21 protein-coding genes are annotated in these 26,307 nt (G+C 53.8%); 7 read left to right on the forward strand and 14 right to left on the reverse strand.

Annotated elements, in window-relative coordinates:
* Positions 1 to 6 precede the first annotated feature (6 nt).
* Complete coding sequence (locus IDM49_RS07230) at positions 7 to 1,956, reverse strand: APC family permease (RefSeq protein ID WP_190724014.1); 1,950 nt, start codon at positions 1,954 to 1,956, stop codon at positions 7 to 9.
* A 272-nt stretch (positions 1,957 to 2,228) separates the two neighbouring features.
* On the opposite strand from IDM49_RS07230, the gene IDM49_RS07235 reads away from it, so the two are divergent.
* The gene (locus IDM49_RS07235) at positions 2,229 to 2,912 is read left to right on the forward strand and encodes a potassium channel family protein (RefSeq protein WP_168615005.1); all 684 of its coding nucleotides are present in this window, start codon (positions 2,229 to 2,231) and stop codon (positions 2,910 to 2,912) included.
* Between the two features lie 11 nt (positions 2,913 to 2,923).
* A complete protein-coding gene (locus tag IDM49_RS07240) occupies positions 2,924 to 3,580 on the forward strand; it encodes a potassium channel family protein (protein WP_190724015.1) in 657 nt (218 codons plus the stop codon).
* Positions 3,581 to 3,646: 66 nt separating this feature from the next.
* Here the strand turns inward: IDM49_RS07240 and IDM49_RS07245 are convergent, their stop codons facing one another.
* From IDM49_RS07245 to dut, 4 genes are read right to left on the reverse strand one after another with little or no spacing between them, the layout of a single operon-like run.
* Entirely contained in the window at positions 3,647 to 4,294 is a 648-nt protein-coding gene (locus IDM49_RS07245; protein ID WP_190724016.1) for a DUF3159 domain-containing protein, read from the reverse strand.
* 21 nt (positions 4,295 to 4,315) lie between these two features.
* The gene (locus IDM49_RS07250; protein WP_190724017.1) at positions 4,316 to 4,795 is read right to left on the reverse strand and encodes an asparaginase; all 480 of its coding nucleotides are present in this window, start codon (positions 4,793 to 4,795) and stop codon (positions 4,316 to 4,318) included.
* Between the two features lie 3 nt (positions 4,796 to 4,798).
* Positions 4,799 to 5,563: a DUF3710 domain-containing protein gene (locus tag IDM49_RS07255; protein WP_190724018.1), complete on the reverse strand. Its 765-nt coding sequence runs from the start codon at positions 5,561 to 5,563 to the stop codon at positions 4,799 to 4,801.
* A gap of 45 nt (positions 5,564 to 5,608) precedes the next feature.
* Complete coding sequence (gene dut, locus IDM49_RS07260; protein ID WP_228008037.1) at positions 5,609 to 6,055, reverse strand: dUTP diphosphatase; 447 nt, start codon at positions 6,053 to 6,055, stop codon at positions 5,609 to 5,611.
* Positions 6,056 to 6,257: 202 nt separating this feature from the next.
* Between dut and IDM49_RS07265 the strand changes: the two genes are divergently transcribed.
* Positions 6,258 to 6,812 carry a DUF3093 domain-containing protein gene (locus IDM49_RS07265; RefSeq protein ID WP_190724019.1) on the forward strand — a complete coding sequence of 185 codons (555 nt, stop codon included), beginning with the start codon at positions 6,258 to 6,260 and terminating at the stop codon, positions 6,810 to 6,812.
* A 60-nt stretch (positions 6,813 to 6,872) separates the two neighbouring features.
* On the opposite strand, the gene IDM49_RS07270 is transcribed toward IDM49_RS07265, so the two are convergent.
* A complete protein-coding gene (locus tag IDM49_RS07270) occupies positions 6,873 to 7,169 on the reverse strand; it encodes a DUF4193 domain-containing protein (protein ID WP_168615011.1) in 297 nt (98 codons plus the stop codon).
* 589 nt (positions 7,170 to 7,758) lie between these two features.
* Between IDM49_RS07270 and sepH the strand changes: the two genes are divergently transcribed.
* A complete protein-coding gene (gene sepH / locus IDM49_RS07275; protein ID WP_190724020.1) occupies positions 7,759 to 9,285 on the forward strand; it encodes a septation protein SepH in 1,527 nt (508 codons plus the stop codon).
* 48 nt (positions 9,286 to 9,333) lie between these two features.
* On the forward strand, positions 9,334 to 10,341 hold the full coding sequence (locus IDM49_RS07280; protein ID WP_190724021.1) for a hypothetical protein: 1,008 nt from the start codon (positions 9,334 to 9,336) through the stop codon (positions 10,339 to 10,341).
* A 149-nt stretch (positions 10,342 to 10,490) separates the two neighbouring features.
* Here the strand turns inward: IDM49_RS07280 and IDM49_RS07285 are convergent, their stop codons facing one another.
* From IDM49_RS07285 to IDM49_RS07300, 4 genes are all read right to left on the reverse strand, one after another.
* A complete protein-coding gene (locus IDM49_RS07285; RefSeq protein WP_190724022.1) occupies positions 10,491 to 11,723 on the reverse strand; it encodes an alkaline phosphatase family protein in 1,233 nt (410 codons plus the stop codon).
* Complete coding sequence (locus tag IDM49_RS07290) at positions 11,723 to 12,310, reverse strand: DUF5998 family protein (protein WP_190724023.1); 588 nt, start codon at positions 12,308 to 12,310, stop codon at positions 11,723 to 11,725. The genes IDM49_RS07285 and IDM49_RS07290 overlap by 1 nt, the downstream gene beginning before the upstream one ends.
* A 76-nt stretch (positions 12,311 to 12,386) precedes the next feature.
* Positions 12,387 to 15,176 (reverse strand): bifunctional acetate--CoA ligase family protein/GNAT family N-acetyltransferase, encoded by a 2,790-nt coding sequence (locus IDM49_RS07295; RefSeq protein ID WP_228008038.1) that lies wholly within the window; start codon positions 15,174 to 15,176, stop codon positions 12,387 to 12,389.
* 143 nt (positions 15,177 to 15,319) lie between these two features.
* The gene (locus tag IDM49_RS07300; RefSeq protein WP_190724025.1) at positions 15,320 to 16,906 is read right to left on the reverse strand and encodes an Ig-like domain-containing protein; all 1,587 of its coding nucleotides are present in this window, start codon (positions 16,904 to 16,906) and stop codon (positions 15,320 to 15,322) included.
* A 706-nt stretch (positions 16,907 to 17,612) separates the two neighbouring features.
* Between IDM49_RS07300 and IDM49_RS07305 the strand changes: the two genes are divergently transcribed.
* Positions 17,613 to 20,258: a DNA gyrase/topoisomerase IV subunit A gene (locus tag IDM49_RS07305; protein ID WP_190724026.1), complete on the forward strand. Its 2,646-nt coding sequence runs from the start codon at positions 17,613 to 17,615 to the stop codon at positions 20,256 to 20,258.
* A gap of 82 nt (positions 20,259 to 20,340) precedes the next feature.
* Here IDM49_RS07305 and IDM49_RS07310 read toward each other — a convergent pair whose 3' ends face one another.
* Genes IDM49_RS07310 through IDM49_RS07320 form a run of 3 tightly spaced genes read right to left on the reverse strand, consistent with a single transcriptional unit; the run spans position 20,341 to position 21,663 of the window.
* On the reverse strand, positions 20,341 to 20,808 hold the full coding sequence (locus IDM49_RS07310) for a hypothetical protein (RefSeq protein WP_190724027.1): 468 nt from the start codon (positions 20,806 to 20,808) through the stop codon (positions 20,341 to 20,343).
* Positions 20,809 to 20,860: 52 nt separating this feature from the next.
* Complete coding sequence (locus IDM49_RS07315; RefSeq protein ID WP_228008039.1) at positions 20,861 to 21,178, reverse strand: hypothetical protein; 318 nt, start codon at positions 21,176 to 21,178, stop codon at positions 20,861 to 20,863.
* Positions 21,179 to 21,204: 26 nt separating this feature from the next.
* A complete protein-coding gene (locus IDM49_RS07320; RefSeq protein WP_190724029.1) occupies positions 21,205 to 21,663 on the reverse strand; it encodes a prevent-host-death protein in 459 nt (152 codons plus the stop codon).
* Between the two features lie 121 nt (positions 21,664 to 21,784).
* On the opposite strand from IDM49_RS07320, the gene IDM49_RS07325 reads away from it, so the two are divergent.
* Entirely contained in the window at positions 21,785 to 22,591 is an 807-nt protein-coding gene (locus tag IDM49_RS07325) for a GIY-YIG nuclease family protein (protein ID WP_190724030.1), read from the forward strand.
* 103 nt (positions 22,592 to 22,694) lie between these two features.
* Here the strand turns inward: IDM49_RS07325 and cydC are convergent, their stop codons facing one another.
* On the reverse strand, positions 22,695 to 26,270 hold the full coding sequence (gene cydC, locus IDM49_RS07330) for a thiol reductant ABC exporter subunit CydC (RefSeq protein ID WP_228008040.1): 3,576 nt from the start codon (positions 26,268 to 26,270) through the stop codon (positions 22,695 to 22,697).
* Between the last annotated feature and the right edge of the window lie 37 nt (positions 26,271 to 26,307).

Here is a 26,307-nt window from a genome sequence, read left to right on the forward strand (position 1 = left end):
CAATCCTTAGTGTTCAGCGGTGTACGTAGAAGTTTCAACGTGTGCCTCAACGGTGTGTTGACCCGGCGCCCTGGTTCCTTCAAGTTGCCAGGGAACCGAGGCAATGACGATACCCTGTTCATAGCGGAGCTTGGCTTTCAGTCGATGCACAATACGACGGTGCAACAGTCTCTCCCACCAGTGCGGTACAACATACTCGGGCAGGTAAACCACGATCACATCGCGTGGAGTTTCTTCCCGTCGACGCTGAACATACTCGATAAACGGTTGAACAGCATCGCGAAATGGAGCATCCAGCACTACAAGCGGTACCGGAATCTCCAATGAACGCCACTGCTTCTGAGCTTCTTTAGCGCGCTTGGGATCCTGGTTAATGAGCACAGCTTCAATGGTCGAAGGACGCGTGGCTCGCGCATACGAAATAGCGCGCATCAGCGGCTTTCGAACGCGCGGCACGTAAACCACCGCGTGGACGCGAGAGGGTAAAGCACGTTGCTGTGCAAGCTCCGGCGCGTTGGCAGGAAGCTCAAGTTCCCGGTTGATGTCGTTGTAATGTTTACGCACTGCAAGCATTCCCTTCGAAAGCACCGCAATCACAATGAGTGTAATCCACGCACCGTGCGTGAGCTTGGTCAGTAGAACCACCCAAAACACGATGAACGTTGCAACAAAGCCCACTAAAGTGATGGCGAGTTGCCTAATGAGCGGGCGTCGTTTGTAGCGGTCGACGGTGAATTTAAAATCTCGCCAACGATACTTGATAATCGCTGCCTGTGTGAGCGTCATCGAGAGAAACACACCCACAATGTACAGCTGAATCAGTGTGTTCAGGTCTGCACCTAAAAGCGCCACCAACACCATCGAGCTGACACCGAGTATCAGGACGCTGTTGGCATGAAGGTGCGGTGATGTTTTAGTACGCAGGTGAACCGGCAGGTATCCTTTTTCGGCAATAGCGTTGGTGAGCTGCGGAAAGCCTGTAAAAGCGGTGATGATAGCAACCAAAAGCATAGCTACGGTGACAGCCACTAAAATCACCGGCATGACTGCTGAGGCGTAAACAGCCTCAGCCATCTGAATAAGAACAGGTACCTGGTAGAGACCGTCGCCCACGCTCATACCGTGAATTCTCAATTGAGAGGTATCGAGTACCGCCACCGCACCTGTAGCACGCACCATATACAGCACGCCGATGAGGAGTAACGCTGAGATACCGCCCATCATCATCATGGTGGCAGCAGCATTAGAAGCTTTGGGTTTTTTGAAAAAACGAACAGAATTACTCACGGTACTCACACCGGTCAGCGCTACTGCACCCGAGGAAAAAGTACGCATCATCAGAACAAACAGCGCAATACCATTCATCGCTGAACTAACGCCATCAGCCGGCACGACCTCCCACGAGCTAGTCGCCGCTTTTTCAAGTGTTCCGTTTAGATCCTGAAAATATCCGTACACCAGCGTGATGCTGATGATCAGCAAAAACGCATAGAGCGGCACAAAAGCAATGCGCCCTAAAAACCGTAAGCCGCGCAGACATAGAAGCATCATGACAGCAATCATTGCGATGGTCAGAGCACGCTCATGCCCGCGTAAACCGGGTACCACCGAGAGCACATAGCCCGATGCCGCCGATGCTGATACCGCCACGGTGAGCATAAAATCGACCATCAACGACGCGCCAGTTGCAACACCGGCAACTTTTCCCAATCGCTGCTGCACCAGCTCATAGTCACCGCCGGTAGCAATGGTTTTCAGGTTGTAACGGTAGGTTCCAACAACAATCAGAAGCACCAACGCGATAGCGAACCCCACCCACGGAGATGTCACCAGCGATGCACTGCCCGCAACAGCAAGCGTCATCACAATTTCATCGGGGGCATAAGATACCGATGAAACCCCGTCAGACCCGAAGAGCGGCAGGGCACGACGTTTGGGTAGCGCAACGGAAGCCACCTGACGATTGTCTACAGGGGTGCCCAGAAAAACCCGTCTTAAACGCTCTTGAACTCGTGCCACAGATACAAAGGTAGCCGGTTTTCAGAAAGTTGGCTAAGACCACGCCGACTCAATGCTCAGCGGTGATGAAACTAGCACGCTCAGGAACACGCATCGCCTTCCACCGGGTAGCAATCGCCTCAGATATACCAGTACGGTCTCAAGGACGGCGTTAAGGTAAGTACACTAGGTACTGCACAGAACATTTTCGTTTGCAAGGGGATACCGTTTTGCCACACTTCGTGATCATGGGCGCCGGACGCGTGGGCGTCATGCTTGCGCACACACTAGAAGATTCCGGGCACACCGTCGCTATCATTGACCGCGACGAACGCGCTTTTCGACGTCTGCGAAGCGATTTCAGCGGCAAGAAGGTAACAGGCATCGGGTTTGACCGTGAAACCCTCAAAAGAGCCGGCATCGAAGACGCCTACGCTTTTGCAGCGGTTTCTTCTGGAGACAACTCAAATATTCTGTCCTCACGTGTAGCCCGCGAAACCTTCCGGGTGCCCCACGTTGTTGCCCGTATCTACGACCCCAACCGCGCGGAGTTCTTTCAACGACTCGGCATTCCCACCGTGGCAGCAGTGCGTTGGAGTACCGACCAAGTACTGCGACGTATCCTCCCCGAACAGGCAATGACAGGCGACTTCCGCGAAGCATCCGGACGCCTCATGCTAGCGGAGCTACAGTTACACGAAGACTGGACTGGCCACGCGCTGACCGATATCGAAGAAGCTGCGGGCGTCCGCATCGCCTATATCACCAGATTCGGCGAAGGTATTTTGCCCACCTCAGATACCAGCTACCAGCAGGGCGATATCATCCACGCAATGCTCCGCACCGACGATGTCAATGAAGTCTCTCGCATCCTAGCAACCGCGCCGGATGACGAAGAAGAAAACGTACGATAGGAGCTTTATCCATGCAGGTTATTATTATCGGCTCTGGCTCCGTTGGCTCTTCTATCGCCCGCGAATTACTGTCGCACGGACACAAGGTCACTATTATCGATGAAAAGCCCGAGGTTATTGGGCGCTCCCCCGATATTAAAAATGCTCACTGGCTGATTGGCGATGCGTGCGAGCTTTCAGTGCTCAAACAGTCACACCCAGAAACCTGTGACGTTATTGTTGCTGCGACCGGTGATGACAAATCAAACCTTGTGGTTTCTCTGATGGCGCGTAGCGAGTTCGGTGTTCCTCGCACCGTAGCGCGCGTCAATAACCCCAAGAATGAGTGGTTATTTGATGACTCGTGGGGTGTTGATGTTGCGGTATCTACCCCGCGACTTATGACAGCCCTAGTCGAAGAAGCTGTTGAAGTGGGCGATGTGGTTCGCCTTCTCACACTGCAGACCGGCGGTGCCATGCTGGTGGAGTACACCGTTCCCATGGATCACCCGATTATTGGACACACCGTTGATAACGTTCAGTGGCCGGCAGAAACCACACTCACCGCGATTTTGCGTGATGGTACTCCCATCACTCCCACTGGCGATGACGTGATTGAAGGAGAGGACGAGCTCTTCTTCATCACAACCCCGGAGGGCGAAGAAGATATCAGGTTGCTCTTTAGCTAATGAATAACGACAAGACCCCGTGAGGATTTCAAACCTTCACGGGGTCTTGTTGTGGGCGGATGCTATTTACCGCTTGCTCTTGGGAGAAGTCATAACCCACGTCAGCCATAGCACCGCAGCGTAAAGTGGCGTGCCCATCACCAAACGCGCAGCACCGAGAGCACCCACATGATCTGCCAAGTACAGCGGAACCTGTACCAGCAAACGGGCAACAAACATTGCGATGAGAACGAGAGTTGCTAGGGTATACGCTTTAACGCGCGCTGGGTTAGAACGCCAGGTGTCCTGCTCACCACGGATAAAGCTGTAAACATACCCAACGACGGGTAGTTTGAAAAGCAAAAGCAGAATCAGGCCAACAGCGTAGGCGAGGTTAATCCACAGTCCGGTGACGTAAAAGTCGGCCGCCTCGCCGCTGCGCAAAGCAACAAAAGCACAAATTGCCACACCCAGTAGGCCGGAAACCGACTGCATGAGCGAGCCTTTCTGCATCAATCTCACCACAGAAAAGACCAATGCAACAGCGCCCGCGATAAGCACCGACAGCATCAAATCTTTGGAGATCAAAAATGCCGATAGAAACAGCAGTCCCGGTGCAATAGCCTCAACGATGCCGCGCACGCCTCCTACCGCGTACAGAACATCCACGTCGCCGCTTTGTGTACGACGAATGTTGGAGGGGGCCTTGAAACTGGGCTTCTCGGTTTCACTCATCTAGCGAATTCACTTTCTCGTTTATCGACGCGAGGGAATAATCTCATACAGCGGGTTGTACATAGTGGCAGGACGCATACGGGTGGAGAGCAGGCCATTGCACCTAATCTCTGTGCCAGCAGCAATACCGGGAACACTGCGCTGACCATGCCAAATCAGCAGTAACCTGCTCCCCTGTTTTAAGGGAGGGTACTCAGGAAATTTGAGGGCGGGCTTGGAAGACTCAGGATGCGGCGCACGCTCGTGAGCTACAGCAGTTTGGTCTTCATCGGCATCCGGTTCTTCCGAGAAATCACCGCTGGTCTCAATCGCGGGAAGGCCCGTCATGAGGGTACGAGTTTTAGACAGCGAGACAGGACGCGACTTTGTCACGATAAGCTCGGCTTCATACCTCAGCGGTTCTCCCGGCGCTGAAAATCGTACCTGGCTGACGCGTCCGGCAACGCGAGCGCGAAAACGTTCGGGGTATTTATCCAGCGCCTGAGGCTGTGTATGAACCATTATTTAGCGTACTTCAGCAATCTCGGGGCCGCGCTCGGGCATCTCTAAATCAGCGTTCTGAGGCGTTGCAGCTTCTGGTTGCGCTTGGGCAGGCATGGACAGTGGCAACAAATCTCGCGGGGGCATGGGATCTTCACCGCGGTGTACCACCATGGTCTTGAAAATCTTTTCCATCTCGGCGCGCGCTGATGCATCGGCGTGGGCGGTACCGGTGAAAACACCGCGTAGGAACCATCGGGGGCCATCAACGCCGACAAAGGTTGCCACACGTGCGCCCTTACGGCCATCCGGAGTGGTTACTGGAATCTGAGACTTCAGTTCTTTGCCCAAGGAACCGTCAACTTCTTCGATGTTGCCGCCCTGCGCACGAACAGATTCTGCAATTTCCGAACGAATCTCATCCCAAATGCCGCGGCTCTTGGGAGCTGCAAAAGCCTGCACCTGCAAAACAGCTTTATCCTTTTGCAAAGTTACTGCAATAACATTTTGGGTGTTATCTTCAACTTCCAATCGCAAAGCGACTTCAGGGTGCGGCTTAATGAGCAAAGATCCAAGGTCAAGGTAACTATCGGTGCCCGACTTTTCCTCGGTATCGTACGGTCCATTGGCACGGTCAAATTCGGTGCGCTCTTCAGCTACAGCTGTAGGGGCGGCAGTATCATCAGCGCGCATATCGGGATCATCGTTGATCTCCGCCTGTGCTTGCTCTACTGCGGTTTCTTGAACCTCAGCGTCCTCGTTTTTCTTCTTGCGTCCAAACCCAAACATACAACTCCTAAAGGGTCGGTCAGAGACTTTATCTTTATTCTGGCTCTAAGCTACACCGGTTGAGCCAAAACCGGTGGCTCCTCGCGGTGTTTCATCAAGTTCATCTACCGGCTCAAAAAGCACATATTCATATTTTTGAACCACGAGCTGAGCGATGCGGTCGCCTCGTTTAACCTCGAAAGGTTCGGTGAGGTCAGTATTCAAGAGAGTCACCATCAACTCGCCGCGGTAACCACTATCAACTGTTCCGGGTGCATTGACGATGGTAATGCCGTGCTTTGCAGCAAGCCCCGAACGCGGGTGCACCAACCCCACGTATCCCTCAGGCAGAGCAATAGCGACACCGGTGGGAATCAAGGCTCGTTCGCCGGGCTTGAGGGTAATATCCACGCGGGATCGTAAGTCAGCGCCCGCATCCCCGTGCTGTGCGTAGGCAGGTGCTGCCAACTCGGGGTCTAACATTTTGATGTGTACTGTCAGCTGTTTATTCACACCAGCCACTGTACTAAACGTTCATGAAGAAACACCGTGAGTTAGTAGTGAACCTGAGGAATGAGGCACCAACCACAGCCATACTCGCATCTTTTTATCAGTCTCAGCGGTGCTATGTTCAACAGGTTAGAATTGAACTACACGCTCAAGATGCCGACTGAAGGCACATTCTGTAAGTTTCAAGTAATGATTGGTGTAGTACATGAGCACTTCGACGTCATCGGTTCTTTACCAAGAACGCCTCACGCCCAGCACAGGGCTATGGGTAGGTGTTCTCGGAGCTGGAGTCGCGAGCTTTTTAGTAGGTGCACCCATCAACATTATGGCCGGCGTCATCGCTGGTGTGATTGTAGCTGTACTGCTCGGGTTTATTCTCTATAGTTCCTCCCCCACCATCACCATTACCGATGATATTTTGCGGGTAGGACGCGCCGCTATTGAACGCGAGCACGTGGGTGTTGCCGAGGGCTTCCGCGGTGAAGCTTCTCGAGTTATCTCAGGCCCTGAACTCGATGGCCGCGCATTTATGTGTTTCCGCGGATGGATTGAGCCCAAAGTGAGGATCCAAATTACCGATAAGGCCGACCCCACGCCCTACTGGATTGCATCAACCCGCCATCCCGAACGCATCGTTGAAATTCTCAATGAGAACATCGGCGACAGCGAGCTAGAGCGGTACCAGCAAGAGATGCAACGCGAGCACGAACAGCGCATGCTACTCACCCACGAAGCTCGCTCGCAGGCTCAAGAATCATAATTATTAAAAAATAAATGCCGGTAGCTAACTACCGGCATTTTTTATATCTCAGGCTATCAATTAGCCCTCACACTCAACGCAGTACTTCAGTGCGCCTTCTTCACGTGCAATCTGTGAACGGTGGCGTACAAGGAAGCAAGACGCGCAAGTGAACTCATCTTCCTGAGCAGGAAGAACAACGACGTTCAGCTCTTCGTTAGAGAGATCTGCACCCGGAAGCTCAAAGCTTTCTGCCGCTGCGTTTTCGTCTTCATCAACCGCGCCGGACTGCATTTCTGAGCGGTGCGCATTCAGTTCTTCGATGGACTCTTCACTGTTTTCGTCCTGCTTACGAGGCGCATCGTAATCTGTTGCCAAGGTGTTTCACGCTTTCTTCAGTGTGAGGCCTGAATGTGCCAACCGGCAAATTCCAGGGCGGATCTTTGTAATCTGTGCGATGCCCCTTTTCAGCGGTGCAAACCACTGAAAAGTGTTAGGGTAACGCGTAGCATTTTTCACTATTAAATTAGTTTTGTCTAGTTGAGATTCTTGTTGGTCTGATTGTTTCTTCACACAGCGAACATTGCGTGTTGAGACTGAGGTTCTTGGGCTCGTAGACGGATTGTCCGCCCGCCTACTAAGCATGGGTTACTTTTATGTTTTTTCTCTCATACAGACTAGGGACTCCCTCACAAACAGTGGCGGGTCGGGGATTCCGGGTGTCGACGTGGCTCAAGATGCGGTGGAACTAAGAACAGCGCAAGAGAGCAATATAAATGCACGCGCCGGTGCCCCTTAATCAAATCTTTGAACCTTCACTTCAGATTTATTATTTTGAGGGCTTCAACGAAAGATTTAACATTAATGTTTGGCTGAACTATGCGCCGTACAAATAAAAGTACCCTTGCCCCCGGTAATCTTTTGTAAAGATATATCTCGCGACCACAAACACTTCAAAGGAGTCTTCATGCTCAACCTGCGCCTGGTGGGAATCCACGATGACGGAGAAAGTCTTGTTCTTGAAGCACAAGACGGCACTTCATATCGCCTACCCATCGACCAAAACCTGCGCACCAGCATCACCAAGGCTCGTCGCGCTCAGCCCGCACGCGCACTGGGTTCCAACGGCGTTTTTGGTCCGCGCGATATTCAGATTCGTTTTCGACAGGGTGCTTCGGTCGAAGAAATCGTTGCAGAATCAGGTTGGGAAGCCAACCGCGTCCGCCGCTATGAGTGGCCCATTCTTGCGGAGCGCTCCAACATCATCCAGTCTGCTCAGAACGTGGTAATTTCGGCAGCCACTGCCGGACGTCGATCAGCCGATCACACAGCTCGTCCCTTGCGCGAACACATTGCCCACGTAGCTGAAAACTATGGTTTCTCCCCGGACGACGCGCAGTGGGCCACCTGGCAGCAGGAATCAGGTCAGTGGACTGTCAGTGTCGATTTTGAGTTTGCCTCAGAGGTTCGCGACGCTCTACCGCGCAACGCAGAATTCCCTGCCCGTTGGACGTACAACCCCGCCAACCAGAGTATCTACGCCTCCAACGAAGCAGCGTACTTCCTCATGGGACGCGACAACGCCGGCGACGGCCCCTTGCCTGGTATTGGCACCCATGATGACAAGGACGCTCCGGTTCAGGTCGACGAGCCAAAAATTTCAGAGGTGCGAGTACCTCACAACCCCGCCCACAATGAGCTGTTGGACGAGCTAGCTGCCCGACGCGGCACTCCTCACGCTAACACCGTCGCTCGCCCGAATACCGACGAGTCAGAGACTCAGAAAACCTCCTCCACCTTCTTCTCGTCATCTTCACCTAAGCGCGGCACCCCCAACGAACGTAAATTGGCTGAGCTGCTCGAACGCGCCCGCCATTCCTCAACACGCACCGCACCTGCTCAAGCAGAGTCCGCACCTCACCACGAGATTCAGCCTGTTCCCGCGGTACTTAACCAGAACAAGAACGCTTCAGCAACTGACGATGCCGCCTTGTCCTCAAGCGATGAACAGGGGGAAAACCAGTCAGCACCTGCAGAAGAACAGGCCCTCAGTACTGAATCGGTTGAGGTAGAACACCTTGACACTTCTCATGACGCGACCAGTGAAGCTACAGACAAGAGCGAATCAACAGAAGAGTCATCACAGAATCAGCAATCAGAAACTTCAGCACCCGCTGCGGAAGAAGAAACCTCTGGTCAGAACACTAATACCCACAATTCATTAGACTCTTCTGTTACCGACTCGTTTACTTCACATGATTCAGATGATGCCGAAAGCACTGATTCCGGCGCAAACACTGAGGAATCTGAGGCAACAAATTCATTAGGTGACGCATCACAGAACAGTGTCGAAGAAACAAAAAAGGACGTAGACTTGGTAAATAAGTCTGCCGAAGAAGAGGCAGAGCCGAAGCCCAGCGCGCGTCCAAACCGCTCAAAGCGTACCTCAGTACCGAGCTGGGACGACATTATTTTCGGCAACCAGCGCCGCTAACATACGGCGCTTACAACAGTTTCATACACAGTCAGGCACACTAACTCTATGAATTCTTCACGCAACGCTACATCGGGTGATCACCACTTCGATGAACCTGCTGACCCCACGGTTCCTTTCGAATCACCGGTAGCAGGTCTTGAGGATTCTGAAGCAACTCAGCCCCTTGCCCCGCTGGCAGATGGCTACGAGTATGTTTCGGAGGACGGCACCGCTGAAGAAGCTGATTTTGCAACCGCCGAGGATGCGTCGTTAGGAATGGCGTTGCTGGCGCGCGGTGAGACGTATGAAAAACGCTCACTCCGCGAGAAGTTAGCCGATCAGGTAGAGGCTCGAGCCGCTGCCCAAGAAGCCAAGGAGCGAGATAAAGAAGAACGGAAGCGACTGGCTGCTATTGCTGCACCCGCAGCACCTGTCGCCGCGTCCTCGGTGGCTGCCTCGCGTCCTGCTCCTGATTTGCCGCAGGGACCTTCATCCAGTGAGTATGAGAGCTCTCGCTCCAATAGAAAATATGCTCTGCTGGGAGCTCTCGGTGTTCTTGTAGTAGGTGCCGGTGCGGCTACAGGCATGATGCTGTCGCAAGATTCCAATGATCGCCCCGTGGCGGCACCTGCTTCGAGCAGCTCAGCATCGCCCTCGCAAAAGTCTTCGCCCACGCGAACACCTCAGCCCACATCAACCAGTAGCTTTGTGCCTGAGGTGACTGAGACGTATGTACCTCCAGTTGTTGAGGAACCCGTAGCGCCTGTTGAAGAGCAACCGGCTCCAGTGCAGGGAGCTCCCGTAGAACAAGCTCCTGTTCAACAGGCACCTGCCCCGGTACAAACGGTTGCTCCGGCACCGGTTGCACCAGCAGAGCCCACAGCGGCACCGACAACCGCCGCGCCGGAGCCTACCACCGAAGCTCCGGCTGAATCCTCAGCTCCCGCTTCTGCAGAACCCAGTGAGGCACCTGCGCCCGCCACCACACAGGCGCCAGCGCCCACCACTGCTGAAGCTCCGGCTCAGACTCAGCCTGCCCAACAAGCCCCCAGCGCTCCTGCAGCAACTCAGTAAGAAGCACCCGCGGCTCAGCGACAACAGCAGTCAGCACCTGCGGCTACCCAGAACGCGCCTGCCGCTGCTACTCAGGCAGTTCAAACTCCCGCTCAATAAGAGCATAAAAAATAGCCTTGAAAAGCTATCTCGCTTTTCAAGGCTATTTTTTATGCCCCGGTCGGCAACACCAATAGGGGAACCTGCGTTTCGTTCTCGGTGAGTGATCCGTGTTGGCCCACCATTTTCAAAGCGTGCGGTTTGAAATGTCGCATATCGTACAGAGCGTAATCTTCACGGCAAGCGATGAGAATATCGCCGATGCGAGCGCGCGCCTGATCGCTCAGGTGCTCTCCGAAGAGACCTTCACGGTAGGCGTCCTCAGTATCGAGGACCCACGCGATATCGCCGTAGGCGGCGTCCCATGCTTTAAGCGTTGCTTGTTTCGCTTGGGTTGATGAGTCTTTGAGGTAAAGCTGAACCATTCGAGGTTCACCTGCCGTGAGTTCAACGTTTTCCAACAGTTCGGTGCGATCTGAGTAGTCAATACGTTGCGGTTCTGGGATATCAACCATGCCGTGGTCTGCGGTCAATACCAGCAAGACGTGGGCTGGCAAGCGTTCTGCAAGCCGGCGCATATGCAGGTTGAGTTCTTCGACCTGTTCGATCCATTCTTGGGAATCCACACCGTATCGGTGGCCAGCTTGGTCAATTTCACCCCAGTACATGTATACAAGCGAGGGCTTGCGGGCTGAAAGAATACTGTGTGCCATAGTGACGCGTGCACTGGCTGTTTGTGCATGGATAAAGCGTCCGCCGCGCAGTCCGGCTTCGCTCAAACCTGTCCCCTGATATTTTGAAAGCGATACGGTTGCGACGTCGCACTGATTTTCATAGCGCTCAAAAACTGTTGGGTAGGGTTGCCAGCTGTGCGGGTCAACGTTTTTATCCCAGCCAGAGAGCTGGTTCATGACCTGGTTATTATCCGGGTTGCGAACCTCATAGCCTGCAACGCCATGAGTTCCCGGCGCGAGTGAGGTGCCGAAGGAGGTTAAGGACGCTGCAGTGGTTGAAGGGATTGCTGAATGAAGCGGGCCTAACGAGGGAACTTTCTTCAGGTAGGGTGTATAAGATCCGTAGCGTCTGAGCAGGTTTTCGCCAAAACCGTCGACCATCACAACGCATACGCTTCGATAAGAATCCGGGTTCAGCCCTGCATCCTTCAAGCGCTGGTAAAGCTCGAGGGTATCGTGCTGACCTGCACCGAGAGTTGGGTGGTCTTGCGGGGTCAGGGAGCGCTGGGCAACGAGTGTTGCGGCGGATTCAAAGAGGTCAGCCACATTATTAGCTGCGTAATGCGGCGCAGTAGGGACGGGAGTTCCGCGAAAGTCTGTGAGCGTCATTATTTTGTTGCTTTCATGTGAGCTTTGCGAAGGGCGGAGGCGAATTTCTGGGCGCTTATAATTGCTACGGCGCCGTCTGCGCTGGCAGAAACACGCACCATGATGTCTTCTCTGACGGCTGATCCGGTGTACCCGTGTTCTGCAGCGCAGTGTGGGTCTGGGCAATCAGCTGGACCAGCATCGATGCGTTGGGAGCCTGTCCATGCAATCGAAAGTTGTAGCTCGCTGGCGCGCATACCGGGTGCGTAGTGCTGAGGTTGCAGGTAGGTCAGGTTTGAGGTGACGGTACCCAGTCGACGCAAGGGAACGATTTCTGAGTTGATATGGGCAGCTACGATAGAGCCCTCTTCATCCAGTTGCTGATCATCGAGATGCGCCACCAAAAGATGGGTATCGGTGAGAACTAAAACAGTGATGTGGCGGTGAACTTCTTCCCTGTCAATGTGGGTTTCAAGCTGCACCAGATGCGAGATGATTTCATCTGGCTCGAATACTGTAGCCACCCCGTCCAGCACCAATTCTGGGTAGAATCCAGCTCGCTTGATATCTTGTACCAGTTCTCGGATGGGCGGAACGTTCTGACTCATCGGTCTCTTTCAGTTGCTGATGACGTGGTAATCTCACCTTATTTTACGCGGTGGCGCAAGCACCTGCCGTTTTGGGTTAGCTACTCATTGTACGTCGAGCTGAATCGGTGCGCTGTTGCGGGTTTCCTAGTTTCATGTGGCACGCGACAACGGTGAGTTCTTCTGCTGCAACCATAATGGGGTTGAGTTCGAGGTGAGCGATTTCAGGGTGATTATCTTTGAGGGATGCTACCTTGGCGATGAGGTCTTGAAGTTTATCGACTCGCACGGCAGGCACTCCGCTGCTCCCCCACAGTTTGATGGCCGCCTTGGGGGTGCGCATCATGGTGTCGATGTCGTTAGACGTCAGTGGCGGAATACCGTATGCCCAGTCATCCAGAAGGACGGTCGCATCCCCTGCCATGCCGAAGGAAACAACGGGACCCAGCAGAGGGTCTTCGAGTGCTCTCAGCACCGCAGTTTGACCGCCGGGTGCCTGTCGTTGCACCATCAAATCGAAGGTGCCAAAAGGGCTGAGCGAGCGATGCATCTGCTCAATTTCGCGCTCAAGCTCTTGGTCTGATTCGATGCCCAGACGTACGCCTCCGAGGTCGATGCGCCGCGCCATTTCAATATCTGTTGTTTTGAGGACGACGGGGTAACCTCCGAGCTCTTGCACGGCCAGCTGAGCTTCTTCAACAGTTTCAAATGCGATAGACCTTAGCAGGCTTATTCCGTAGCTTTCAAGGATGCGGGCAGTAGCTTCTTGGTCAATGTCGAGAAGTTCTTCACCAGCTACGGACGGCATTAGCTCATTGATGATTCGTTGAGCGGTTGCGGGCGATGCACCGTCGGGAAGCTCTGGAGTTCCTGATTCGCTGGTGCGCCATTGTACGTAGTTCATGACCGATGCCATGGCGTGAACAGCCTGCCCTGCGGATTCGAAACAGGGCAACCCTAGGATACTCGTTGTATCGTTAGCTGTATTGTCAGGGTCTTCTTCATTATCTGCAACTAATTCATCGGTGTCAGTTGCAACAGATGCGTCCTTAAAGATTCCGCGTAGCACCTTGTGTTGCTCAGCGATTCCAGGGAACGAAGCCACCACAGGTTTGCCGCTGTCTTGAGAGCATTTGAGCAAAACCGTTGCAATCTCCTCGGCTGATACGGTGTGAGAGGGCATAAATGCCGCGAAAGCCGCGTCGATATCTGCGCCTTCTAGCGAACTCATAACAATGTCATACAGCACGTCCAAACCATCGTGTGCCAGGTCAATTTTTGCTTCCGAATTCTTGACTTCCACCCCGTAACGGGTAGCGCGCTCTGCAATGAGTTGTCCCAACGCATGAGCGTTAGACACCACAGCGACTCGGTTACCTTGAGGTAATGGCTGAGTCACAAGAATCTGACAGATATCAAGCATCTGGTCTACGGTGTCAGCGCGTATAACACCGGATTGCGCGAACATAGAGTCCAGCGCTTTTGCGGGAGCAATAGAAGTACGACCTGAATGCCCCGGTGGCAGCTGGCTACCTGTCACCTCATTAGTCGCAACCACTACTGGTTTAATGCGTGCAAGCCTGCGGGCAATTCGGCTAAATTTACGTGGGTTACCTATAGATTCTAGATAAAGTCCGCAGACCTCGGTAGCGTTATCGTCCTCCCAATACTGCATCAGATCGTTGCCCGAAACATCTGCACGGTTACCAGCAGATACCAGAGTAGACACACCAATGCCACGACGCACCGCCGAGTTAGACAGCAAGAGCCCCAGGGCTGACGACTGGGTGAAAATTCCGAGACTACCGGATACCGGGTCATGCTCGGTAAGCGTCAGGTCAAGTTTAATGTCGGTCGCCGTATTGATAACACCAAACGACGCCGGGCCAATCAGCCGCATCCCATAGGTACGCGCTACACGGACCAGTGTTTTTTGGCGAGTACGTCCGCGCGCACCATCGCCGGCGTAACCTGTAGTCATCACGACGGCACCGCGCACCCCGGCGCGTCCGCACTGTTCAACTAGACCTTGAACCCGGTCAATCGGCGCATCGATGACAGCGAGATCCACGGTATCTTCTATAGTTTCGAAGGACGCGTGTACCGGATATTTCTGTTCTCTAATATCTCCCGGGCACACCGCAAATAGATCACCGGTAAAACCTTCGCTCGCGATGTTGTCCATCAGTTTCCCGGCCCCGGACTCCCACGTGCTGGGATCCCCCATAACCACTACCGTTTGCGGTGCCAATAGCTCAGCAATGGAGCGAGCCTCAGCACGGTGTTCACGAGCCTCCATCACCTGCCGAGACCTCTCCGTAGGATCAATTTCAAACTGAACGTTGACAAACCCGTCATCGAGCTCACGTTTAACCTCGTACCCGGCGTCTTTGAACACGTTGAGCATCTTACGGTTTTGAGGCAAAACTTCAGCTGAGAAACGGACAATCCCCCGTTCCTTAGCAGCCGCCGCTAAGTGCTCCAACAAAATTGATCCGATCCCGCGCCCCTGATGCGCATCGGAAATCATGAAGGCTACCTCAGCTTCCTCTGGCACATGACTGCGATCGTATCTTCCAATACCAATCATTTCGTCGCCTAGAAAAAGCACGAATGCCACACGGTCATTGTGGTCAACCGTCGTAAAACGGGTAAGTTCTTTATCGCTGAGTTTCGGCTTGTACCCAAAGAAACGCAGGTAAATCGTTTTCTCAGACTGCCCGGCATACATGGTTTCTAGCGCCTCGCGGTCTGTGGGCACCACCGGGCGCAAATGAGCCGTGGCGCCATCGCGCAAAACTACATCAGCTTCCCAATGCGCTGGGTAAATGAAAGGAATCTCTGCCGTTGTTGGGTTCTTGGGGCTCGAGGGCTTAGAGGTGCTCACGTTAGGACCTTTACTCAGGCTAATAGTAATAACCACCATCCTAGCAAGCAGTGGCGCATACCACAGACTTTTTGCCGCTCGAGCCCCGGAATACGAAAGAGCCCCCTCTCGAATTCGAGAAGGGGCTCTGAAAATCCTAAAAATTAGGAGTTACGACGGCGACGTGAAGCCGCTACAGCAATCGCGCCGAGAGCAAGGATGCCAACGCCAGCTACAGCAACCTGAGTTGAGCTAAAGCCGGTGTAAGCAAGTGCACCGCGTGATGAAGTTGCAGGTGCCTGAGCCGCACTGTTTGAGGTGTGGCCCTGAACTGAGTAACCGGTGCTTGAGCCGTTACCGGTGTTACCGCCATCAGTGACAACCATGGAGGTTGCAGGTGAGGTGGTCTCTGCCACGGGTGCCTCAGGAGTTTCTTCAACAGAGGTCACAGTCGCGGGAGTCTCTGAGGGCGCAGGGGTCTGTGCCGGAGTCTCAACTGAAGTCTCTGAAGGAGTCTCAGAAGGCTTGGGGCTCTCAACTGCGGTTACAGTTGCGGGAGTCTCTGAAGGGGTTGCCGAAGGAGTATCGGAGGGTTCAGGAGTTTCTACCGGGGTCTCAGAAGGAGTCTCTGAGGGCTCAGGAGTTTCTACCGGGGTCTCAGAAGGAGTCTCTGAGGGCTCAGGAGTTTCTACCGGGGTCTCAGAAGGAGTCTCTGAGGGCCCAGGAGTTTCCGAAGGAGTAGGAGTCTCTACCGGAGTCTCAGAAGGAGTAGGAGTTTCTACCGGGGTCTCTGAAGGCTCAGGAGTTTCTGAAGGGGTAGGCGGAGTCACTGAGGAATCAGTAGGAGACTCTGAAGGCACGGGAGGAAGAGCCTCGCCGTCGCCGGTGCCACTACCCTGGTAGGTCTTCACAGCTGCAGTGCCGCCGGTGATGCCTTCAAGTGAAGTCAGTGACCAGTCGTTGAGCGCCTCCGTGACACCCGCATTAGGGGTTGAGTCGATTTCAACGTGTACCAGCTGACCCGCGGGAACGTTACCCAGGTTTACAACTAGCTGACCGGTGGTGCAGTCGGTTGATACGGGTGAGAAAGGCTGCCATGACTTGGGGTAGCCGTTTTCCTGTGAACCGATGCGAATGTTCAGGGTATCGCACTTGAGGGCAACATTTTCGGGAGTATCGGTGAGAACAGCGTTGTTCTTTTCACCGGGAACTTCAATAGCCCACTTTGCAGAACCGGTAGCGGTGTTCCAGCCGTACTTTTCGGGCTGAGTCTTTGCACCAACAACGGAGCCTGCACTGGGGGTGATCGCGGTTGCCTGACCGGTCCAGTTGAGAATGATGGGCTGACCGGGGGTTGCTGCCTGTGAAACACGTGCCTGAAGAGTCAGGGTGCCGTGAATGTTAACAGGGTGGGTAGCAACAAAATCTGAAAGGGTGACAACGATTTGACCGTTTGCAACGTTTGCTACAGCAACGACGTCGCCGGTTTCGTTGTAAAGGTTGAAGGTGGTTGCCATGGGGATCAGCTCGGCAGGCAAATCGAGGGTGAAGGTATCGCCAGGCTGTGAGTTATCGGGTACATGCCAGGTTGCGTCCAAGGTAAGGACGTCGCCAACCTTAATGTTCTGACCCTGAACGTTCACGTTCAGTACGGCGTTGGTGATTTCTTCTGCTCCAGCGGGCATTCCTACGAATGCTACGCCACCGAGTGCTGTGGTTGCTGCAATGAGGGCAGCTGTCTGCTTACGCATGTCTCTCCTTGTTGTATGTTCGCGGTGCGAATTCGGATTAACATCGGGGCATGTAGATCCTTGAATCTAACCGTCAGCGTTTTCTTCCAGGTGTTACTGACGATGAAATTTTCCCTTTTAATCCGCGACAGGTTGTCATCGCGTGATGTGGGGGATATATGCGGGGGACATTTTGAGCTTTCTTCCCAAAACTCAAACAGCACATTTAAAAGAATACATTTATATCTACCGCAAAATAAAGAAAACCACAGAAGTGTTTATTGGATTGTTTAAAAATGCGATTTATTACTAAAAATCCGCGAGATAACAAGGATTTTTGAGGGTTTTTTAGGGGACATTTGTAGACCTGTTGGCAATTCTTGTCCCCTTTCGCCACCTATAATTTAAATCAGCAACCTCTCCAAAAACCAATATTTCATACTCTTTTTCCTCCACTAGTTACGCACCGGTAAATATATTTCTAGACCACCTACAGCGACCAAACACTTCAATGGGACTTTATTTTTCATACTCGACGATAAAGGTGGCTTTCGTGCCATTTTTTAAAAAAATAATGCCTCACTAGGTCATATATCTCATGTATGGCATTCCACTCACGCAAGCACAGCTAGTCACCTCTACCCTGTAAACTAGAATCAAGCGTTCTCTACCCATAAGAGCACTTTTTCTATCCATGTTTTCTATCCACGCAAGCTGAAGGACGTTCATGGCACGGCGCTCATCTAAAAACGTTGTTGACAATTACCCCGAGGACATCGTTGAGAACATCGTTGATATCGACGTTTCAACCGAGATGGAATCCAGCTTCCTGGAGTACTCCTACTCGGTGATTTACTCACGCGCACTGCCCGATGCCCGCGACGGCCTCAAACCCGTGCAGCGTCGCATCCTATATATGATGCAGCAGATGGGATTGCGCCCCGATAAGGGACACGTCAAGTCTGCCCGCGTGGTAGGCGAGGTAATGGGTAAGCTACACCCGCACGGTGATGCCGCTATTTACGATGCGATGGTGCGCCTGGCTCAGCCCTTCGCCATGCGCCTGCCCCTTGTCGATGGCCACGGCAACTTTGGCTCATTGGACGACGGTCCTGCGGCATCGCGCTACACCGAAGCCCGTATGGATCCCGCTGCTCTTGCACTTACCAATAACTTGGATGAAAACGTCGTAGATTTTGTGCCTAACTACGACAACCAGTTCATGCAGCCCGCCGTCCTGCCTGCTGCCTTCCCTAACCTATTGGTCAACGGTGTAACCGGCATCGCTGTTGGTATGGCAACGAACATGGCACCGCATAACCTGCGCGAAGTTATTGCTGGCACGCGCCATCTGCTGGAAAATCCCGAGGCAACTCTGCCTGAGATCATGAAGTTCATTCCAGGCCCCGATTTGCCCTCGGGCGGCGTCATCGTGGGAACCAAGGGAATTAAGGATGCGTACGCCTCCGGCCGCGGTATCTTCAAGACGCGTGCCAAGGTCAGTATTGAGCAGGTAACCGCCCGTAAGCGCGGCATCGTAGTGACTGAGCTGCCGTACATGGTGGGCCCTGAAAAGGTCATCGAGAAAATCAAAGACGGCGTCAATAATAAGAAGCTCGTGGGAATCTCGGATGTTCAAGACTTCACGGACCGCAAGCACGGTCTGCGTCTGGTGATTGAGGTCAAGAACGGTTTTGATCCACACGCGGTGCTGGCCTCACTTTACAAGTACACCCCTCTCGAGGATTCTTTCGGCATTAACAACGTGGCTCTGGTTGATGGCCAGCCGCAGACACTTGGATTGTTGGATTTGTTGCGAGTCTACGCGAACCACCGCATTGAGGTCGTTCGTCGCCGCACCGAGCATCGTTTGGGCGAACGCAAAGATCGCCTGCACCTGGTTGAAGGTTTGTTGGTGGCTATCGTCGATATCGACGAGGTCATCCAGATTATCCGCACCTCCGATGAGACAGCGCAGGCTCGCGAGCGCCTGATGCAGATTTATAATCTGACCGAGGTACAGGCTAACCATATTCTTGAGTTGCGTCTGCGACAGCTCACTAAGTATTCGCGTATTGAGCTTGAGGCTGAGCGTGATGAGTTGCAGGCTGATATTGCTGAGCTTGAGTCCATTCTTGCTTCAGAAACTAAGCTGCGTGATCTGGTGTCTGCTGAGTTGCAAGACGTGGCTGATCTCTACGGCACGGATCGTCGCACCAAGATCACGAATAAGGACGATTTGGCGGAAGTGGCTGCGGCTGCCGGTGCTGAGCCTTCTAAGAAAAAGGGGCTGGGACTGGCACTTGAAATCGCTGATGATCCCAGCTGGGTTCTGCTGTCTACTTCTGGTCTGATTGGTCGTACCGTCGCGTCCAAGGGTGAACTGACTCCGTTGAAGGAACCGGGCAAGCGCATTAAGCACGATGCTCTGGTGTCTGCTGTTGCAACGACGGCGCGCGGTGAGATTGGTGCCGTGACATCTGCCGGTCGCATGATTCGTGTGAACGTTATGGATTTGGCCCAGCTTGAAGATTCAGCGGGCACTCCCCTACTCTCGTCTGGTGTGAAAGCTGCCGATGTTGTTTCGCTGGCTAAGGGCGAGACTCTGATTGGCTTGGCTCCCATTAATAAGATTCTGGCGCTGGCTACCGAGCGCGGTGTGGTAAAGCGAGTCAACCCTGATTACCCGCTGAACCGTGATGATTGGGAGGTCATTAAGCTCAAGAAGGGTGACCGCGTCATTGGTGTGGCTGTTGCCGATACCGGTGATGAGAACCTGACCTTTATCACAGAACAGGCGAAGCTTCTGACATTCGATGCGTCTAAGGTGCGCCCGCAGGGACGCGCCGGTGGCGGTATGGCTGGTATCAAGGTTGCTGATGACGATAAGGTCATTGCCTTTGGTGTGACAGCACCGGGTACTGACGCTCAGGTTGTTACGATTACCGATTCAAGCAATGATTTTGATCCTTCGGTGAAGGTCACCGAGCTATCTGAGTTCCCGGCGAAGGGACGCGCGACGGCTGGCGTGCGCGCGCATCGTTTTGTTACCGGTGAAAGCAAGTTGGAACTCGCGTGGATTGGTGTCGGTCCTGCTAAGGCGGTCTCCCCTGCCGGTGTTTCGCGTAAGTTGCCCAGTGAGTTCGGTGCACGTGATGGTTCAGGTGTTCCGTTGACTCAGGGTATTGCAGCGATCGGCCCGGCGTACGCGGTAACCGAGCCGCGTGTGGCTCAGGCTGCTGCGGCGGCAGTTTCGTCGACCGTCGAGGATGCGGCGGACACCGCATCCGGCACAGCTGAGGTTAACGAGAGCGCGCCGGTAGCTTTAGATGCTACCTCGGCAGGTGAAGCTGAGGACGTCACGCTGTTCTAAACATGTGCAAACTTTAGCTCTGCTCTGAAAGGCAGGGAAAAATAAGAAATCTCCGCATCCCGTAAAGGGGTGCGGAGATTTTTTATGACCTTGATTTGAGAGCTGTTACAGCCTCTTCTGGTCTGGGAGTTGAGACCACCGTGGTTGCACCATTGAGGGTTTTGATGGCGATACAAGGACCACCCGTAAGGTAGCCGGTGGTGTTATTGCCCATGATGCGAAGCCCAGCACCGGCGCCAAGCCCGGTAGGTTTGCCGCCCCACGCGTCCTGAATATCTTCACGATTAATTGTTGTCGAGAAGATCCCGAAAGTTTTGACCTTGACCTGGTTCGGGGTAATGGTTAGCCGCGTGCTGGCTGCCAGAATCGATAGGCACATCAACAGCACTAGACCTGGCACGATCAGAGATAACAAAATACCACCGTCATCGTCGTCGGGAAACAACCGAACTAAAAATGCAATGCCGATTTGCAGGGCAATAATGCCGCCCATCAGAAGCTGAAAAGGACGGGTCAACCGTGCGGTTGAGCTAAAAAGTGGTTCGGACATGTGTGACTCTTTCCACAAAGATCAGTTCCAGTTACGCAACTAGCTATCTTTTCTATTTAGTTTCGTTCGGATGCCGGGTGAAGACTCGCGTTAGATACACCCGCTTCTGCTTCTCATCAACGCAAAACCAAATCCGAGCTCCATTCGACAAATTACGATACTGCCACTGGTCCATAACATTGCCGTTAACCGTGGAGCTCCCCAAAGCGCCTTTCAAGGGGTAATTTCTTTCTGGATGGTATTGAAGTGGAGTATTTGTCAAAAAATCCCAAGCATCAGCAAGCTTATTCGCCTGTACAGCTTTCAAGTCTTGCCAGTTTTTCACCACATCACGACCTACAGGAACAATGCTGAATTCAGTGCTTTTCACGGGCCGAGAAAGGCTTCTTTGCTTGCTCATGCGGCAGGTCGTTCCAGTACTGGATTTTCTGCATCAACAAAGTATTCGTCAGCTGAATAACCAGCGGCAATAGCCTCTGCCGTATCTCTCCAGGCATTGATAGTACCCACAATCAGATTCGGCTGACCAAGGGAAAAGCTGGCCCGCGCATCATCAATAATCTCGTGTGCGCAGTTCACCCGATCATCTTTGGTCAATGCCAGCATCCAGGGAAAATGACGGGTCATCTCAGCCACCAACTCAGAATCAGGAGCAGTAAAAGTAGAAACCGCAACAATTTGAGCAGCTACGCCCAACAAAGTCTGCTGCCGGTTTAATTCTTCCTCAGTCATAAGAACCAAGTTTTCACCATCACGCCTAGTAATGCGCACAGGCTCAATGACAGCCGCAGCAAACACTTTTGATGCGGAACGGCTGAGGTCAGATGATGCAAATTGTGTTGAAAGAACAGTCATACCCCAATAGTATTTCTGAATATATTCAGAAGTAAAGGGGTATTCATTGATCATTAAGTCAAATGAAATTATGAGCCACCAAGGTCGCTGCCCACTGACTTTACAAGAACGGAGCTGAACGATGCTTACCTTTGGTGACGTGCTGAAAGCTGAAAACACCGACCCAAGCGAAATCCTAGCTATTCGACATACGTTTGTGGAGCTCCATGCGGATGGGCATGCCGGTTTGAACCGCAACTCTACCAACGCAGAGATTTTAGAGTACACCGCCGAACAGTCTTCTCAGGCTCAGCTTTTCCCCCGCAATCCCCCTCGTTATTGGGTTGTATTTATCAAAGATGGAGGCTCCAACGCTCGCTTGCATACCGTGTATGAGAATCACGGAGTTCTATCAGATGACGGCAACCGACGGCATTTTGATCTTCGCCCGGTGGAATTATTGGGCGAGTATAAAGACAAATTAGTTATTTCTTGGGCTGCGCCTATTAGGTGGCAAGTATCCGGAGCCAGCGTCGTAAAATACCGTATCCAAGAAATTGCCCAACAACGCCAGGTTGCATTCCCCGGGTTTTATAACTGTGTTTTAGATTTTCCGATGTTGCAAGCCGTAGTGAGCGAGCCACGCTATGAGCAATGGCGCACTGCACTGAGCGCTATCAGGGCTATTTACCTGATTGCCGATACTCGCGACGGGAAACTTTACGTAGGCAAAGCTGATGGAGGTGAAGGTCTGTTGCAACGTTGGGCGTCCTATGCTTCCACAGGTCACGGTGGAAACGTCGAGCTGCGACGCCGAAACCCTGACACTTTCAGGTTTTCAATCTTGCAGGTTTTTGACCCCACAACCCCGCAATATCTCATCAATGAGGCTGAGACTCACTACAAGCAGGCACTTCTGACACAGAAGTTCGGGCTGAACAGAAACTGATATTTCTGTGATCGGTAAGCTTCCCGGCAGTGCCCACAACTTTCCGTGGATTTGCGCTGTAAAACGCCGAAATTAAAGCGTAAATCCACGGAAAGTGGGAGGGCTACAGTTTTATCACCGCGTCGCATCGGGCGATGTCCTCGGCACGGTGAGAGACCACCACAACCGCCGGCGCGGTTTCGTCCCGATGAGATGCGCCCCGCGTACCCGCAGAAACCTCGTCCATGAGCGCCGTGGCGGACGGAGCATCCAAGTGAGCGGTCGGCTCATCCAACAGAAGTAGGGGCGAGCGCACTAGCAGAGTCCGGGCAATCGCAAGACGCTGACGTTGCCCGCCTGACAGGTAGCCACCGCTGGCACCCACCTGCGTCGCCAAACCCTCAGGCAAGGACGCGACGAACTCCCCCAAACCGACGCGGGTGAGGGCGCGCATCATCTCGGCTTCGGTAGGTGCTTCATCTTTTGAACGCGCTAGGGCCAGGTTGCCGGCAATCGTTGACTCAAAGATGTGCGCTTCTTGCGGGCACCATGCCGCGTATCCACGTAGATCTGCAGAAAAAGCGGGGGTGCCGTTGATGCGAATAGCACCGGATTCCACCGGCAAAAATCCTAGAAGCGTGGCAAGAGCCGTCGTCTTGCCGGCACCGGATTCACCCGTAATGCCCAACCACTGTCCTGATTGCACGCGTCCGCTGACGTTCTCGAATACAGGCTGGTGCATCCCCTGCCATCGGGTAGAAATCTGATCAATCTCAAGGTCCACCGGGCCGGATGCGGGAAGCTCTGCTGTCGCGGGAGATTCCAGCAGCTCGGAGGCAGAGTACGTTGCTCCGGTTGCTTTCAGCGCCGCAACGGTGGTGGCGAACCCACGCCATCCGCGGGCAGCCTCAACGTGCGCATTAGAAACTTCTATCATGGCGGTACACATCAAAATCACGATGGCAGCAATGGGTGTACGCAGCTCACCGGCGCGAACAGGCTCCCAGACCAGCGCGGTCACAGCCACCGCGCTGCCCCACCAGATGGCAGTGTTCAGGGCCGCGCCAAGTCCGGATGCTAAAGCGCCGCGTCCGGCAAGAGTGCTGGCACGTGCGTCTAACTCCGCTTGCGTTTTTACTGCGGTAGAGCTCAGCGCATTAGCCTTGAGATCGGTAGCAGCCAGGATGGCAGATACTCCGAAACGCAGCATCCGGGCTGTTGTCTGGCGTTCAGCTGATTCAGCGCGAGCATCAGCCGTCACCACTACCCACGGAACAAGCAAGGTAGAGCACACCGCAGCCACTGCGACAACCCACCATACGCCAGGTGTCAGCACCGCCGTAGTTGTTACTGCCAGAACCATGACAACCACCTGAGTTGCAACAGGCAACAGGACGCGCGGGGCGGCATCGCGTAGTTCGTCGGCATCTGTAATCAGCGAGTCGATGACCTTTTCACCGCGTAACAGCGAACGAGCGCTCAGGGCAACGGTGCTCAGTGCCCGCCAGGTTTTAGAGCGGACATTTACCGAGGCATCGAGCACCAGCCTGTGTGTTACCAAGCGTTCAAGGTAACGCCAGGTAGCGCGTCCTATGCCAAAGAAGCGCACACCCACTACGGCAAGGGTTAGGTACATCATCGCTGGCTGCTCGGCAGCGCGCACGATTAGCCAACCCGACAGCGCGGTCAAGGCGATACCAAAAATTGCAGTCAGAACAGAGAGGAGCACCGAAAGAGCAGCTCTGCCGGTGTGAAGTTCTGCCAGCAATAAAAAGTCGCGCAGGCTCTGTCGCATAGAGAACCGCTGCGCGCTGTCGGGAGACGGACTTTTATCCGCTTTTATCGGTGTCTGCTCAGCTACCGAGTTTTTCCTATCCGCCAGCATGAACGCTGGCTCTTCTGCACGGTTACGTAATCCCTGATTTTCAGTGAACATCCACTGGGCGGAGCTCACAGCGTTCAAACACCCATCGGCTCGTTGAGCCAGGTTTTCATCGTGAGTAACCATTATCAGGCACACCTGTGGCTGTGCGAGATGGCTCAAGGCGGCATCCACCAGCAGGGCTGCTTCAGCATCGAGATGGGCGGTGGGCTCGTCCACTAAAACCGTTGCGGGTTGTCCGCCCGCGGCATTCAGCCGGGCTAGAGCACGCGCGATAGCTAGACGTCGCTGTTGGCCCATGCTCAATGATTCAGGGGCAAGATGCGCCACATCGGTTAGCCCCACCGCGTCCAAAAACTGCGTAAAGGGTCGGTAATCAAGGTCGGCGTCATCCAACAAAGCATCAGCACCAGCACCTCCATAGAGAGCGACCTCGCCGATAGCGATGGATGCGACAAAGCGCGGATTCTGAGGAACCCATACAATCTCCCCGACGCCGGTAATAGTTCCAGTCACCTGGACGGGGTGATGAGACCCTGTCGAAACCAAGCCGTCTGGGAGTAGTCCTGCAATCGCAGCGAGAATAGTTGATTTACCGCATCCTGACTCGCCGGTGACGGAAAGGGTAGAACCGCGTGACACTTTAAAGTTGACCGGCCCAATGGATGCTGAACGTCCCGGATACTTCACAGTGAGATCAGAAATTGTCAGCGCAGAACCCGGGGCACCGGAAATTTTCTGTTTATCAGCCTCAGAGGACGCTACGGGCAACGGTGCATCAATAATTTCTTGAGCGCTCCTCAGCGCCGCAATGCCGTCTTCGCTTTGATGGTAAGCCGAACCAACATCGCGCAGGGGTTGATAGCATTCCGGTGCCAGCAACAAAATCATGAGCGCGACGTCGAGTCCCATCTCACCGCGCACCAGACGCAAACCGATAAAAACTGCGACAATCGCCACCGAAATAGTGGTAATCAGTTCCAGCGCCAGCGATGACATAAAAGCGCTACGCAACGTCTGCATGGTTTTATCGCGATACCGAACGCCAAGGTCAGTCAGTGCCTTGCGCTGAGCCTCTGCCCTACCCAAACCGATGAGAACAGGTAGTCCCTTTGCCAGCTCAACAATATGGTCAGACAGCCGATGTAAATCCCGTTGGGCATCGGCGGTGTCACGCTTGGTGGTTTTACCGATAAGCACCATAAACAGCGGAATCAGCGGAAGGGTGAGTGCAATAATCAGCGCTGAAAGGCGGTCGTACACCAGCACCACTAGCCAGACCGTCACAGGAATAACCGCCGTAGACACCACAGCAGTCAGCGTCTTGGTGTAGTAGCTGTCCAGCGCTCCTAGCCCCCTAGCGAGCAGCACGCCGGTTGCACCGGCTCCAGCCGGTGTGTCGCGTCCGCCGGTGATCAGGATGCGTTCTAACAGTTGTGAGCGCAAGGTAGCTTTCGCGCCGACCGCCGCCCGCGCGGCGAACGCGGTAGTGGCCCAGTCGACGAGCGCTCGCATCAACACCGCCACTATACCGATAGCAAGCAAGATCCCGGGGGTTGTCAGGTTCTCAGCACCGGGTACGATCCCGGAGATCTGAGCCTGACCGAACCCCGCGAACTCTGCTTGTTGCCGCTCGTACTCAGTGGCGTACGTGGTGCCTTCAAAAAAGTGCGAGTAGGTAAACCGCGCCAGGTGAGCAACAGCCGTGCCGAGTGCTCCAGCGAATATCACGGTCGCAGCAACTTTTACACAGGCGATGACGCCCAAAATTGGCAGATTGCGACGGGCAGCTGGCCCTAGCGGCGGGCGGTTGCTCACGGCGACTCCTTGAACTGAGATGTTGAGCGGATGTTTG

Source organism: Rothia terrae, from assembly GCF_014705925.2.
Classification (GTDB): Bacteria; Actinomycetota; Actinomycetes; order Actinomycetales; family Micrococcaceae; genus Rothia; species Rothia terrae.

What these genes read in the sequence shown, in the direction of transcription:
- IDM49_RS07240 (WP_190724015.1), top strand. Translation starts at nt 2,924, where the DNA reads ATGCAGGTTATTATTATCGGCTCTGGCTCCGTTGGCTCTTCTATCGCC.
- IDM49_RS07245 (WP_190724016.1), bottom strand. Translation starts at nt 4,294, where the DNA reads ATGAGTGAAACCGAGAAGCCCAGTTTCAAGGCCCCCTCCAACATTCGT.
- IDM49_RS07250 (WP_190724017.1), bottom strand. Translation starts at nt 4,795, where the DNA reads ATGGTTCATACACAGCCTCAGGCGCTGGATAAATACCCCGAACGTTTT.
- IDM49_RS07255 (WP_190724018.1), bottom strand. Translation starts at nt 5,563, where the DNA reads ATGTTTGGGTTTGGACGCAAGAAGAAAAACGAGGACGCTGAGGTTCAA.
- IDM49_RS07265 (WP_190724019.1), top strand. Translation starts at nt 6,258, where the DNA reads ATGAGCACTTCGACGTCATCGGTTCTTTACCAAGAACGCCTCACGCCC.
- sepH (WP_190724020.1), top strand. Translation starts at nt 7,759, where the DNA reads ATGCTCAACCTGCGCCTGGTGGGAATCCACGATGACGGAGAAAGTCTT.
- IDM49_RS07280 (WP_190724021.1), top strand. Translation starts at nt 9,334, where the DNA reads ATGAATTCTTCACGCAACGCTACATCGGGTGATCACCACTTCGATGAA.
- IDM49_RS07285 (WP_190724022.1), bottom strand. Translation starts at nt 11,723, where the DNA reads ATGACGCTCACAGACTTTCGCGGAACTCCCGTCCCTACTGCGCCGCAT.
- IDM49_RS07290 (WP_190724023.1), bottom strand. Translation starts at nt 12,310, where the DNA reads ATGAGTCAGAACGTTCCGCCCATCCGAGAACTGGTACAAGATATCAAG.
- IDM49_RS07300 (WP_190724025.1), bottom strand. Translation starts at nt 16,906, where the DNA reads ATGCGTAAGCAGACAGCTGCCCTCATTGCAGCAACCACAGCACTCGGT.
- IDM49_RS07305 (WP_190724026.1), top strand. Translation starts at nt 17,613, where the DNA reads ATGGCACGGCGCTCATCTAAAAACGTTGTTGACAATTACCCCGAGGAC.
- IDM49_RS07310 (WP_190724027.1), bottom strand. Translation starts at nt 20,808, where the DNA reads ATGTCCGAACCACTTTTTAGCTCAACCGCACGGTTGACCCGTCCTTTT.
- IDM49_RS07320 (WP_190724029.1), bottom strand. Translation starts at nt 21,663, where the DNA reads ATGACTGTTCTTTCAACACAATTTGCATCATCTGACCTCAGCCGTTCC.
- IDM49_RS07325 (WP_190724030.1), top strand. Translation starts at nt 21,785, where the DNA reads ATGCTTACCTTTGGTGACGTGCTGAAAGCTGAAAACACCGACCCAAGC.